Raw genomic sequence first — 14,344 nt, 5'->3', positions numbered from 1 at the left:
AGTTTGGGTTAAAGTCACTAAACCCATGATTATTAATCCATTTTAACAGACAGAAAATGGCTAATGCTGAGCAAAAGCCACTTGAGTTTTTTATCAAATAGCTAAAAGAGTTGATTATCTGAATAAACCTTTACCGAATCTATTATCATAGAACCGAGAGTGACATTCTCATTATTGTTTAATCGTTCGGTATAACCGCTGCTTTTAATAATTTCACATAACTTTGTTCTATTGTTATTTTCAAAACCTTTTCCGACCTCTATTGAAAATATTAACTTAGCATGGTTTGGTGTAACATTCCGTTGATGTGTTTTAATTTCAAGCGCTTCCTGTGTATACGTTACCACGTTACTACCGTCTCGAATTAATGTGTATGTGTCACCAGTACCTCCTTCACCACTAGTGCCATCCGTTCCCCAATATAATCCAATATTTTTACTGTGTCCGTTAGCAGCAACGTGATCACTTACAGAATGACAGCCAGCAGAATAATTAAAACTATAACAACTCAAATGACTTACCTCATTTGAACTATAATGTGAATGCACATTGAAAAAATGCATACTTTTCCTATGCGGGTATATAGATGGAACATACTCATCAATATCGATCTCCTGACCAATAGCAGGGTTTATTCTTGGTGAATCTAACCAAATAGCAGGTTGTGCGCCTTTTAAAATACCTACATACTCAACATCCACTTCCACACGCCCCCTAAGAAATGATTTATTTGACGTTGCATACCCAGCTGTAATTAAAAAAGCTGTTTCTAAATTATCGTCATATTCACCTGGCAAACAATGTAACAACCCATCATTTGTTACTTTTTCACCCCAAACATACTTAGGACTATTATCACTATAAAATGTGGGGTTACCATTACTGTCTAGCTTTTCTATTTCAAAATGACTAACACCATAAGAGGTATCACGACCATCGTATAAGTCTAATGGGATTCTTTTTACATTATAATTGAGTACAAGCTTATTATTTGATTTGTCGTGAAATACAGCATCTTTTGTGTAATGATTAAAGGAATATTTTCGCCAGCACTCTTGGGTGTTTTTCCTGTAAGTAGAATTTTCAACATCACGATAAGATTCGCAAATATTCGCATTATATCTCCACTCGCTACCTGTCGAGTCAAATGCATCAGCAGTGCCTGTAAAGTCCTCATTTATTACCATAACATTTGCAGCAAAGGATTCAGAATCAACTAGTCCACCACTATCTGTTACTGTTAGAGTAATTACAGTGGAACCTGTCATGTTGTTTGCAGGTGTAATTGTTATGAACCGACTGTTTCCACTACCACTTAACTCAATATTGTTATTAGGTATTAATGCTAAATTATCTGTTGTAGCAGTTACAACTAACGAGTTTGCAGCGGTCTCTACATCACTTACGTTAAAGCTTGCTGTAAAAGCAGTATTGGCTACAGTATTTTGAGCAAAAATAGGGGATATACTAGGAGGTGTATTAGGCGGGCTTGGCTTAACTATAACACTAAGCTCTTGAACAGAGCTACACATGTTTTTCGCATTACATGCCTCGACAAAAAAACGATGTGTACCAACACCTGACATATATCGACGAACTGAAGTCCATGAATAATCAGCTTTAAATGTAAACCTAGACCCTACGGGTTTTTGAGTATAAATATTATATTTAGCATTTGCATAAAATACCGAAGGTTTTAGCCAGCTGAGAGTCACCACTTCACCTTCAAATACAGAGTATTTTGATGCCTTTAGCGAGCGGACTGGGTTTGGCTTAATTACTTCTACTGATTTTATTGAGGAACTTGGACCACATTCATCGTTAGTATTACAAACTTCCACTTCAAAATTGTGAGTACCAATCCCTTCCATATATCGACTAATAGAAGTCCATTTATAATCCGAACGAAATTTCCACCTATTTGAACCAGGCTTAGTGACATAAATGTTATAATATAAATCTTCCGTATAACCAGGTGGTTTTTGCCAACTTAGGGTAACTGTGTCACCATCTGTGACCGTGCTTTTTGAAACAGAGAAAGCACTAACGTTTCCTAGAGTGCTTGCTACGCTAACATGGCTACTCAATGAAGTAGCTACAAGTAGCAGAACTATCCAAAAACATTTCGACATAAATATTCCTTATTTAATTGTTCGTTATTTGATGGCTTCGCCATGCATGATAAACCTTAGTAAGTTTAACTCAATGATCATTTTAGATGACACCCGAATCTATTTAAGATCGTATCTATTTAAGATGACACCCATCTCTATTTAAACCCAACTCCCCACGGTGAATTTCTAAACATAAACAAACCTCTCAAAATTGCTTAATTCACTTAAGCTATAGAGGTGATTTACTTTGAGATTTCTATTTTTCAAGAATTTCAGACATGACTAACAACATAGCTTTTATATGCTAAGTTGAAAATGAAATATTTGGACGCCTTAAAGGTTAAGCGAGTAGTTGACTGCACTGTGTCAAATTACCTCGTGGTTTTAACTTTAAGTGTTCACAGTATTTTTGTTTTGCATCCGGCTTGCCCACTGGATGATTATTGAGATGACACCCATTACTACTAGCTTTCGAAGCCTACCCTATAAGGGATGACCCACACTGAAATGGGGGTCATGTTTATTTTTATAATTCCCAGTAAACAGTCTATATTGACTGTTATAATTATGGGTTGGTAGAAAGAATAACCTCATAAAAAGTTCGGTTTGGAGTACCAATACTGCAACGATCACCAGCTGTTGTAGCAACATCAACCCTATGTCTAGAGACTTTTGCTGCCATTAAAACTGATAAAGCCTCTTTTTTGGCATCTTTGTCCCAACCTGCAAAGTTAACCCAAGATGAACCACTAGTAGATTCTGGGCTTTCCATTAAGACAACCTTATCAAGACCAAGCTGATTATTGATAACAATTCTTCCTACATATACACCAGTGCACTTGTTAAATGCTGCTAAAGCAGGAAGAGACGATGCTAACAATACCAACCCAAATAAAAATTTCATATTTACACACTCTAAAATACAATTAACTTACAAATTTTAAACAATACCATAAACGGGACACAGTATAGGTATTCCCAATGTGAAATACGATTTACAAAAATTGCCTAGAATTTTTTGACTCTACAATTGCGTCCCTTAGACAGGGGTGCTATGAATAATTGGCTACTATTTAACAGGTGATAAAAATGAAGGTTAGCGTAGTTGTTCCAGCTCATAACGAAGAAAAATATATTGGTAGATGCCTGAAATCAATCCGAGCTCAATTGATACCGAATGATGTGCAAGTCGACATCATCGTTGTTTTGAACAGATGTACTGACAAAACACAGGAAGTAGCTGAGGTATACGGCGCTATGGTGGTTAACAATGATTCAAAAAATCTATCAGAAATCAGAAACACCGGCGTTGCACACGCAAAAACTGAATGGGTTGTCACCATAGATGCTGATAGTTGGATGTCTGATGGCGTTTTGGCTGAAATATACAGGCATTCAAAACGTACAAACGTGTTGGGTGGGGGAATACGGATTAAACCCGAAAGACTATCTCCTGGTATTGCCGTTGGGTATAGCATGATGCTCGTCCCTTCATTTTTTCTTGGACTATCTTTTGGTATGTACTGGTTCAAAAAGTCTGATTTTGACGCAATCGGCGGATTCGATGAAAAACGCCATATTGCGGAAGACGTCGACTTTATGCACAGGCTCAAGTTGCATGGTCGCAAATCAGGCAGGCAACATACAATAATTACCTCTGCGTCTGTAATCACATCTTGCAGAAAGTTTGACGAATTCGGAGATTGGCATTTTGTTCGTATTTTCGCGAATCCATGTCAGGTTCGAAGCGCCATGCTTGGAGAAGATCGCGAGTATCTGGATAAAAATTGGTACGATGTTAATCGCTAGCGGCTCTGCAAGGTAACTGAATATGGAATCACAAGGCAGTATTCTTGATATGGCTAACTTCTGCAACAAGTTCTTTTTTAGTTATCATGGACGCTTTTTAATGTGGTGGCTGCGCTGAATAGCGCAGAAATCATACGTTTATTTCGTAAATAATTACGTAAAAAATACTATTAACTATGTGTTACACGGAGGAAGTGAAATGATTAAGAAACTAGACGGAATTTTTATTTTTCTTGTTTTATTAGGTGGTGTAGGGTTTGGAATAACTGTGTTCGCTACATATATGTTTCCTGAAAATATAAATTTTTTGAATATGCCCAAAGAGTTTTCCTTTGACCAACTCTCTTGGCCAACTATATGTCTCATTTACTTCTTAACTGGGGTGATTAATGTTTGTCGTGTTATGGAACCCACAAAGATAATCTGTAGGCTTTGTATTTTGGCAAATATTCTGAGTTCGATTTATGCTATTTCACTATCATCTTTGTCTCTGCCTGTTATCTTCATTCCGGCTTGGATAAATACCTGGATCCTCATCATGATGACGTTGTTTTCTGTGTGTTCTAGTATTAAACATGCGCAAACTCCCGCTATGCAAGAAGCATAAGCGGACGTAGTTCTTTTAAATATTAGAAAATCGAAACGACAATAAAAAAGTTACGGACAAATAGACGGGGATGGAAAGGGGTCAAGTCACTTGCTTCACACTACTTTAGACCCTAGCTTCATAAGTATGCAATTGAAGGTTTGAGCTAATAGAAAATAAGGTTAAAAGGCTCGAGTCGCTTGTTACATAATAGAGATTATAAAAGGGGAAAAAGTGAGGTGTTGATATAGAATTAAGTGTGACGAATTAAACAAAAGCCAGTTCAAATTTGAGATAACACCCACTGATATCAACTTTCGAAGCCTACCCTATCAGGGGTGACCCACATTGAAATGAGAGTTATGTTTAATTTTTGCCTACTATATTTTTAATACCCCCCAAAAACTTCAAACTGAATTTATGTTGAAAAATATAAATCATGTTCATTTTCACGTTATTAAAATTAGCAAAGCTAAATCAATTATAATCAAGAATTCATTGTTAAAAAATTACTTTTGTCACTTTTTAATCTTCAACTTTTAGTTATTCTGTTATGAGCAACTCAGGGGCAGAGACTTATTCTGAGCCTGTGAATTTTATTATTAAGGAATAACATGAAAAATTTACTTTTGTCATTATTATTAGTTTCAGGCTTTAGTTATGCTGGTATGAATACACCAGGAACAACGACTTACTCTGCGCCTACGAATTTACATGTTTTTAACAGCAACGGGGATACATATGTAAATTTGCCGGCGACTGGGTGTTCTACCTCAGTCTACCATTTGAGTCCATCTCACAAGAAATATGATGCAATCTTCTCAATTTTACTCACAGCACAAACAGCAGGTAAAAAAGTTAAAGTGAGATTTGATAAATGTGTAAACAGTACAAGTAATCCATTCGGTAATATAGTAGGGATTTACCTTAAAGATTAAGAAGGTGCTCTTTGTAATTTAGTTTAAGGGTGATTGACTGTAATTCTATGAAATAAACTAGAATGAAAATACAGAAATAGTAAAAGTTGAAATTTTTTAAATAGTTTTAATTAGCATTTTAGGCTTGGCATTAGTATGTAGTGGCAAATCAAGCCCTTGAATCACAACTGGAAAAAGTGCATGATTTTCAGTGATTATAGTCATGCATTCTTCATCATGTATTATGGTGTTGTTTCTCTCAATATCGGAAAAGTAATTAAACATGAAAAAGCTAATCATGACATATATGGTCACTCCGTGTATGTCATGCTTATTTGTTTACGAATACATATGAAAAGCTCTACAAGTGGTTACCTCTATTTCGCTGACTGGCTCAACTTTCTAGCAACAAATAAAAAAACTGCCTCCAATTAAAATATTGAATAGAAGATAATGATTTTCCGTTTGATAGGTCAAGCCCCCCACTTCTGTTCCAAACTTATAGTTTGTGGAGTTGCCTAAAAATGAATATAAGCTTATGTGCCCTAAGAGGGTTAAAATCCCCCCAAAAAAATCGATAAAAATTTGAAAAATTTCACCCGTATTTTTCCACTCGTACTAAATCTTTATTATAGCGTTTAAAGTATGATTACTTACATGAAACCCGCCTTTGTTGCGATGCCCCATTTATACCACTTGTAAAGCTACCTAACAGTATCAAACTCAACTAGAAATGAACCTAACTTAAGCGCTTATTTATGTGACAAAAACAAAGGGGACATATACCCCAATGTTCATTTTATGTTTTATTTCTGTTTACCACACTCAAATTCTAAAGTTTGCAATTCAGCTTTTGACGAATTTTCAAAATACAAATTTAAAAAAGACTTTTTATTTCGCAATTTGCATGTAACAAAATTTACATACCACCCTTGTTTTTTACGCAACCCCATGTAAATAAATGACTTTACTCACTTACCAAAGTTAACTTTTCAAAACCTTAGTAACCAAACGCCATCAATGTATATAAAAACGTTAATAATAAGTACCTAAAACTTGTTCACTAGTGTGGTTTTATGTATATTGCGCGGATTTCAATTAACAAAGGTAATGGCTATTTCCTCAATAACCATTTTGATAGAAGTAACCATCGCATGTTTTTAATCATGACTAAGTAAGTACTGGTTATAACTGGCGATGCTACTGCGCATATTTAAAAGGAGTCTTACGCATTGATTAGCGTACTACAAAAACCCAAGTTACTCTGCACAATTGCAATGCTTTGCTTTATGCAAATGACAGCAATTGCTTCAAAAGCGTATGCCAAATCTGGCAGCTTATTTATTCCTATTGGCGTAGGTGAACAATTTATTGTTATCCCACGCCCTATTGATGCCAATGAATACAAAGCAAAAATTATCCAAGATAATCATGGTCGTTTACTTACTTGGTCTGCAGATCTCGGCGCTGAAAAATACGCGATTCAAGTATTAAATGACAATGGCCAATGGGAAACCCTATTATACACAACTGGCAATTCGATAAGGCTTGATGACAGATTTAACGACTTTGCGCAAGTTAGAGTAGCGGCGTGTTATAGTAGTAGTTGCTCTCTCGTTGCGTCTGGCAGTGTCGTTCAAAACATATTTGATACTCAATATGCTGATCTAACCACATCTGCACCAAACAACGCGTCATACATAAGCCCTAGCGCACCACATGTAGATAATGTGGGCACAATTAAAGGCAGTGCTGCGGTGAGCGGCGGCGGGGCATCTTATTCAATGCCGATTGAGTTAACGGCTGGACGTGCAGGCATGCAACCAAGTGTATCGTTAAATTACTCTTCACGCTCTGGTGGCGGATTGGCAGGTAAGGGCTGGTCGCTATCAGCTGGCTCCGCCATTACCCGTTGTGCAGCTACTTATGCACAAGAAGGTTACAGCGAAAATCCACAGTATGACAATGATGATAGGTTATGTTTAAACGGGCAAAAACTGATACTAATTAGTGGTCGGTATGGTCAACACGGTGCAAAATATAGAACTGAAATGGACAGCTTTGCGCTTGTTACACAAAGTGGTGCTCTAAACTCTACCAACAGTTTTTTCAGTGTAAAATATAAAAACGGCCATGTGAGCGCTTTTGGCGCTTCTAGCAATAGTCGTGACATCCGAAGTCAACACAAAGGACCCTACGCTTGGTTAATTGACTATACTCGTGACGCTACCAATAAAAACTTCATTCATTATAATTATGTTGAGTACGGTAACAACGAATTACTCTTAGACAAAATTAACTACACGGGTAACAGCAAGTCTCACGAAGGGATCCATAATATCCACTTTGAATATGAGCATTCTGGTGATCCAACCACTAAATATCTCCACGGTATTTCCTACGACAATACCCAGCGACTTAAGCGCATTATTACAAAGCATAATACACATCAGACACGTGAATACACCCTAGCCTATAAGACTAGTCTGGCCTCAGGTTCGGATCTTCTGGCTTCAGTAGAGCTGTGTTACGGTACAACTGGTAGCAACTGCTTACCCAAAACGACTTTTGATTGGGCAGATCAAGCGACTAAGGTAAAAGGCACGTTTGTCGACATCAATGCAGGAAAGAGTATTTCTGCGGTCTTACCTAATGGCGATAGAAATGGTGATGGCGCACGTGACTGGCCTGGTTTCTATATTGATGCTGAAGGCAATACCACACGCAATACACACCCCATGACAGATTGTGAATTTTCAGGTACCAGCGGCTCTAAGGTAAACTGTAATTCGCAAACCGCAGACTTTAACTTAGATGGACTGACAGATGACTTTGACTTTGTCCCTGGCTCATCTGGTTCAAAGAAAAAGCTTGTGATCTATCGTAGTAACAAAAACGGTACGTCGACCAAAATTAATACCAATATTGAAATCCCCCAACTCTCTTCATTTTTACATGTTGGTGATATGAATGGCGATAGTTTACCTGACCTCGTGATTTACGAGAAAACAACTTCATATAGTGCAGACTCTATCAATTTCTATTACCACAGTGGTAATTTTGGCTCGCCGTATTCATCGTCATATAAACAAGAGTTATTTAAAGTGAATAAGCGCTTGAATACAGCCACACCTTCTGAATCATACGCTCTAGGTGGGGATTTTGATGGCAATGGCATCCCTGATTTCTACCGAGTATCTCACGGTACAAACGACAAAGGTCAAGGCGCATTGACATCCATTCAGCTTATGTCAGCTAATGGTAGACTTTTGAGTTCATTCCCCAAGACTGTTAATTTGGGTGATGAAAGCGATTATATTCATAGACACGAAAATGCATGGGCTCGTTTTTATCGCTTTGCTGACTTAAATGGTGACGGCTTAAAAGATTGGTTCGGCTGGTATAAACCTAAAACCAATGGAAGTAAACTATATGTAAGATATAGTACGGGAGGTGGCTCTTTTTCTGCTCCAGTTTATACGGGGACAAATTTACATAGTCGTACATTTATATTTGAAGAACGCTTTGGTTTCGGCGGTGATAGAGAAAGCATACGAAGCGCCATTATACCAAAGTATGGCGATGCCATTAAAGTAGCTGACATTGATGCAGACGGTAAGGAAGAGCTATTGATGCCGAGCGGTATCAAAGTACGAGGCTGTCACAACGTTAGTCATTTCGAGTTTAGAGGAAGCAGTGTTACTGAGCTATGTGGCGAAGAAATTTATACTGAGACAGTCCCAAGCGGTAACGGAAGAATAAAGTCAGTTGCTGGTAGCTATGACCGCAGTATCTACTCATTTGTAAAACTAGAGTTAAAAGATGGCAACTTCGTTAGATCTAGCACTGATTTTATCGGTTCAATTTACCAGTCTGCAATGGTTGATGCACAAGGAGATGGTTTACCTGATCTGGTGTTCAATTATGGCTGTGAGCGCGGATCGAGTAGCTCTAATTGCCGTTTCTTAGATCGCACCCCAACGGGTTATGCAGAAGGTAAAGTTAACATTAGCCGTAACTATGGTACAGGTTCTGGAACTAATGGCAGTCGTTACCGCCCTGTAGATTTGCTGAACTCAGTGACAAACGGAGAGGGACTAAAAAGTGAATGGCAATACCGTCCACTTTCTTCATCTGTGAGCACAGGGATCACTGGTCTTTCAAAGCTGTATCAAAGTGACACGGCTACTGTTAAAGGCTATCAGAACTTTACTTCTAGCATGTATGTTGTTAATGAGTTCAAGCAGGATAATGGTATTCGTGGTGATTTCGTTCGCAGATATGCTTATCGCGGTGCTTTATTTAATAATCAAGGCAGAGGATTTACTGGCTTTAGATCGATAATTGAAGCGGATATAACCAAAGGCTTAATCACACAGTCTGATTTCCGCCAACACTTTCCCTACTCAGGTAAGTTAAAGAGAAAAGCAACATTTGCACTATCTGAATACCCCAAAAATGGTAGTGCTCTGAACTCAGTTGAAAACCAAGCGATTAGCCAGTCAGAGACATCATGGGCTGATAACTCAAACCATAAAGTCTCAGGCGTTTATAATATTTACGCTAATTCTAGTTACGAAGTAACGCGTGATTTAGACACCAAGAATGTGCTTGTAGAAAAACGCACAACCGTGCTTTCAATTGATGCGTATGGAAACATAATCAAATCAGAGCAGACACTTGATGATAATACAGGTGTGGTCAAAACCATCACAGAAAATACTTATCAAAACAACGCGTCAAATTGGTGGATAAACAAATTAGTTACAAGCACTGTAACCAAAGAGTTTGTTTCTAGCCGAAGCAGTAATGACCCCTATTATCAATACCGTGGCAGTGAAAAGCCGCTAGATAGTACGACTAGAATCACAACAAATTACAGTAACTTCAATAACGCTCGTAAAGCTGAAAAAGTTGTTGTTAGTGCTTCTTCAGGGGAAGGTCATCAGACGGAGTACCAGTTTAATAGTTATGGCTTACCGACTAGAACCACCAAAACAGCGCGAGTATATAATGATGCAAGGTGGACCAACCAAAGCAGATCAGAAAGCATATCATATACCTTAAATGGAGGCTCAGCTTCAGCCAGTGGTTATTATGTTTATGAGATGGTAAATGCAAAAGGACACAAAACACGGATTATTACAGATCCCAAAACAGGCCTCAAAAAAGAAGTACACAAACAAGTAAATTCTACAAACTATTTAACTAAGAACTTTGGGTACGATAATTACTTGCGCCCATACAGCCAAAAAATAGCTGGTTCTCCGACTTTATATACTGCGGTGCAAAGAGCAGGAAATTTTGCGCCTAGCAATGCCGTTAAGCAAATCAAAACTGTTGCTGCAGGCGCGCCTGAACAGGTGGTGTTTATAGATAAGCTTGGCCGAACGATTCGTACTATGATCATGGGGCAAGATAATGCTTGGATTATGACAGACACTACCTTTAATGCAAAAGGATATCCGTTATTTGAATCTCAACCATATAAATCGGGACTAACTAAATACGGTGTACACTACGAAAACTATGATGTGCTAGGCCGTGTTGACCGTAAAGTCACTGACCAGCAATGTAGTCCGTTTGCAAGTGGCACAATGACCGCCCAATACACTTATAATGGCTTTAAAACTAATATTAATGTGTCTGAATCGTGTTATAACATTCACCTAGGTGAAATGAGCCGCAGCTATAACGGCCTAAATCAATTGATCGAAACAGTTGATGCACTTGGAGGTCGCACACGCTATGCCTATAATGGTCAAGGGCTACCAATTGTGATTCGAGATGCCAATGGTTTCAATATTTTAGCCAAATACGATGCTTTTGGTAATAAGCTTCGAGTGGTAGATCCTAACCAAGGCAGCACAAACTTTGTATATAACGGATTTGGAGAGGTACAGCGAGAAACACGCGGTAATTCTAAGTCTGTCCATTATAACGTAGACGTTTTAGGCCGTATCATTAAAAGAAACGCTACAGGTGAGAGCTCCTATAGCTATACGTTTGATACGCGCTCATACGGCCAGTTATCTAGTTCAGTAGGCAATGGGGTTACACATTCCTACCTCTATGACAATGTCGGTCGTCCGATATCGCATACAGTGAGTGGCGATAATCATAGTTTTACAACTAAAACATTCTATGATGCTAATTATGGTCGAATTAAGGGCATGCGTTACCCAAATAACCTGACTTTAGAATATATTTACGACGATAAAGGGTACCAGACTGAAACTAAAAACAAGGCCAGTGGCTATCGTTTCCAGCAAGTGACAGCACGCGATGTTTTTGGTGCAATTCAGTCTCAGACTTTAGGAAATGGTTTAAAAACCAACACCTATTATAGCCGTCAAACCGGTCAAATGGTTGAGCATTATACCCATAAAAACAACACCAACCTGCTGTCTATCCAATACACCGCATACGATGGATTTGGTAACCTTAAAGGTATGTCAGTAGCGTCCGGTAGCATTGCTGATCGTAATGAATATGATGAAACATACCAGTACGATCATTTACATCGTTTAAAGTCAAATCAAATTCAAGGGTATACCACCATCAGCTATGCTTACGACGCCGTAGGTAATATAACGAAAAAGTCAGACTATGCATCTACCTACAATTACACCACACGCCTATCAGGACACAGTGGCGGTGGTGCAAATGCGGTAAAACAGGTAAACAAAAACGGGCGATGGGTAGGCTTTAGCTATGATGGCCGTGGTAATATGATAAGAGGTGATGGCCTAAGCGCAGCAACTTATAACGCAATGGATAAACCAACACGTATTACTAAGCATGGGATCACAGCAGACTTTGTTTACGGCCCCGACCATATGCGCTTTAAGCAAGTTCAATCGGGTAAAACCACCTATTATGCAGGCAAACATTATGAAATTGACGTTGAAGGAAACAAAACCACAACACGCGCCTACATAGGTGACGTTGCGGTTATTTCGACTAAGTCAGGTTCAAGCCCTTATATCCGCTACTTACATAAAGACCGCTTAGGCAGTGCAAGGCTTATTACAAATGCTAATGGTTATGTTATCAGTGAGCGTAACTTCGACCCATTTGGTAAACCGCGTGCAGCATCGGGCGCTTTAAAGTTCACTGCAAAGTTAGATGATATTAAATCTGCTAAAACCAATCGTGGATTTACTGATCATGAGCATTTAGATGCGCTGCAGCTCATTCATATGAATGGCCGAGTATATGACTATAATCTAGGGAGGTTTATGAGTGTAGACCCAATAATTCAGTCTCCTGGCAACTCACAGTCCGTTAACCCTTATTCATATATAATGAATAACCCACTCGGTGGTACCGACCCAACAGGGTATTCATCGGCGTGTCAGTCTAAAGGGACAAGGGCTAAGTCAGAGCCTACGCCAGGTTGTGCAAACGCAATGAGTTATGAGGTTGGTGACAAAGACAAGTTTTTTGTTGATGGCGGCAATTTGATTGTCGATGTAGGTGGTAAAGGTGAAAACTTTATCAAAGTCGATACTATGAAGCGCAGTGGTGCTAATGGTGTTGTTCAAAATATAGATTTGATTAAAGGAACAGTAACCTTTGATATAGGTTCACAGGAAAGTAACAATCACTCTTTACCAAACAGTCCTATGAGAAACGGCCACAAAGTTCGTCAGAGAGATGGGACAGTGTTTACTCCAAGTAAAGAAAATGGAGTGCTTTCAGTAGATGCTGATGGTGTACCTAAATTTGACAAAAACCATGATGATTACCATGAATACTACTTAAATAACTCTTGTAGTAAAGCCATTCCAGGTTGTACTTTAGAACGAGTTCGCCAAGGCTTAGTAAGATACCCCGCGCCAGGGGCCAATGGAAAAAGTGCCACACAAGATGAGCAAATAGGTTACGCTCTGGGAGTTGGATTAGTACGACACGAAATTTCTAAAAATGGGACTGTTATTAACGTTACATTACCACCAAATGAGAGTGGTATATTTCGACATATATTAGCTCCAGGTATAGTGCGACGCTGGGTTTCAGAAGATAGAAATAACGTTTATATTCACACTTATGGGGTAGGAACCGGACCATTCGCGACACTAAATGAAGGTTTAAAAAATGTCGTTTGGTATCCAGTTGACACCGGGGCTTTTGATTGGGCGACAGGTCCAAATAGGTAGTTTTAATGAGAAGTGAAATTAAATTTTTCAATGTTTTTATCGAAGTTATTATAGTGACTTCATTATTAATAAGTATCACTTATTTAATAGATGAGTTGAGTGGCTTTATAAACTTGAGGAAGTCACTCGGATTATGGGGTGGAATTGTTTTTGTGTTTAGCCCACTTATAACAACACCATTAGCTTATATTTTTTGGAAGCATGGCATATCTAAAAGGTATAAGTTTTACCTTATATTTACATGCATACACGCTTCACTAGGAATGTTTTTGTTATATGCATTAATAAACAGCCAAGTATGATTTAATAAAATTAATATTTGACACACCAAAACGAAAAAAGCACGGTTAATTAACCGTGCTTTTATTTTTCTAGCCTTATTAAAATAGCACTAAAAATTAAACATAACACCCACCTCTATTTTTACCACAACTCCCCACGGTTAATTTCAAAACATAAACAAACCACTCAAAAGTGCTTCATTCACTTAAGCTATAGAGGTGCTTTACTTTGAGGTTGTTATTTTTTCAGGGATTTTAGACATGACTAAGCGAGCAGCTCACTACACTGCGTCAAATTGCCTCGTCGTTTTAACTTTAGGTGTTCACAGTATTTTTGCTTTGCATCTGGCCTGCCCACTGACCCTTTAAACACGCTCGTAAACTGGGTAGTAAGCTTTAACTGGACAATTAAACATGACACCCATCTCTATTTATACCACAACTCCCCACTGTGAATCTCAAAACATAAACAAAC

Annotated in this window: 6 protein-coding genes; 4 read left to right on the top strand and 2 right to left on the bottom strand. The window is 38.4% G+C overall.

Annotated elements, in window-relative coordinates; genetic code table 11:
• Positions 1 to 101 precede the first annotated feature (101 nt).
• Positions 102 to 2,132 carry a hypothetical protein gene (locus S4054249_RS07725; RefSeq protein ID WP_046357943.1) on the bottom strand — a complete coding sequence of 677 codons (2,031 nt, stop codon included), beginning with the start codon at positions 2,130 to 2,132 and terminating at the stop codon, positions 102 to 104.
• A 547-nt stretch (positions 2,133 to 2,679) separates the two neighbouring features.
• On the bottom strand, positions 2,680 to 3,018 hold the full coding sequence (locus tag S4054249_RS07720; RefSeq protein WP_046357944.1) for a hypothetical protein: 339 nt from the start codon (positions 3,016 to 3,018) through the stop codon (positions 2,680 to 2,682).
• 185 nt (positions 3,019 to 3,203) lie between these two features.
• On the opposite strand from S4054249_RS07720, the gene S4054249_RS07715 reads away from it, so the two are divergent.
• From S4054249_RS07715 to S4054249_RS07695, 4 genes are all read left to right on the top strand, one after another.
• The gene (locus tag S4054249_RS07715; RefSeq protein ID WP_046357945.1) at positions 3,204 to 3,923 is read left to right on the top strand and encodes a glycosyltransferase; all 720 of its coding nucleotides are present in this window, start codon (positions 3,204 to 3,206) and stop codon (positions 3,921 to 3,923) included.
• Between the two features lie 199 nt (positions 3,924 to 4,122).
• Positions 4,123 to 4,530 carry a hypothetical protein gene (locus tag S4054249_RS07710; RefSeq protein ID WP_046357946.1) on the top strand — a complete coding sequence of 136 codons (408 nt, stop codon included), beginning with the start codon at positions 4,123 to 4,125 and terminating at the stop codon, positions 4,528 to 4,530.
• Positions 4,531 to 5,123: 593 nt separating this feature from the next.
• Positions 5,124 to 5,447: a hypothetical protein gene (locus tag S4054249_RS07705; RefSeq protein WP_046357947.1), complete on the top strand. Its 324-nt coding sequence runs from the start codon at positions 5,124 to 5,126 to the stop codon at positions 5,445 to 5,447.
• A 1,211-nt stretch (positions 5,448 to 6,658) separates the two neighbouring features.
• Positions 6,659 to 13,588, top strand: coding sequence for an RHS repeat-associated core domain-containing protein (locus S4054249_RS07695; protein WP_052961129.1), 6,930 nt, complete (start codon positions 6,659 to 6,661; stop codon positions 13,586 to 13,588).
• Positions 13,589 to 14,344: the final 756 nt, after the last annotated feature.

Origin of the sequence: Pseudoalteromonas luteoviolacea (assembly GCF_001750165.1) — a bacterium.
Taxonomy (GTDB): domain Bacteria; phylum Pseudomonadota; class Gammaproteobacteria; order Enterobacterales; family Alteromonadaceae; genus Pseudoalteromonas; species Pseudoalteromonas luteoviolacea_G.
Note: the sequence above shows the minus strand (reverse complement) of the source record. Positions and strands in the feature narration are given on the sequence as shown.

What these genes read in the sequence shown, in the direction of transcription:
- S4054249_RS07725 (WP_046357943.1), bottom strand. Translation starts at nt 2,132, where the DNA reads ATGTCGAAATGTTTTTGGATAGTTCTGCTACTTGTAGCTACTTCATTG.
- S4054249_RS07720 (WP_046357944.1), bottom strand. Translation starts at nt 3,018, where the DNA reads ATGAAATTTTTATTTGGGTTGGTATTGTTAGCATCGTCTCTTCCTGCT.
- S4054249_RS07705 (WP_046357947.1), top strand. Translation starts at nt 5,124, where the DNA reads ATGAAAAATTTACTTTTGTCATTATTATTAGTTTCAGGCTTTAGTTAT.
- S4054249_RS07715 (WP_046357945.1), top strand. Translation starts at nt 3,204, where the DNA reads ATGAAGGTTAGCGTAGTTGTTCCAGCTCATAACGAAGAAAAATATATT.
- S4054249_RS07710 (WP_046357946.1), top strand. Translation starts at nt 4,123, where the DNA reads ATGATTAAGAAACTAGACGGAATTTTTATTTTTCTTGTTTTATTAGGT.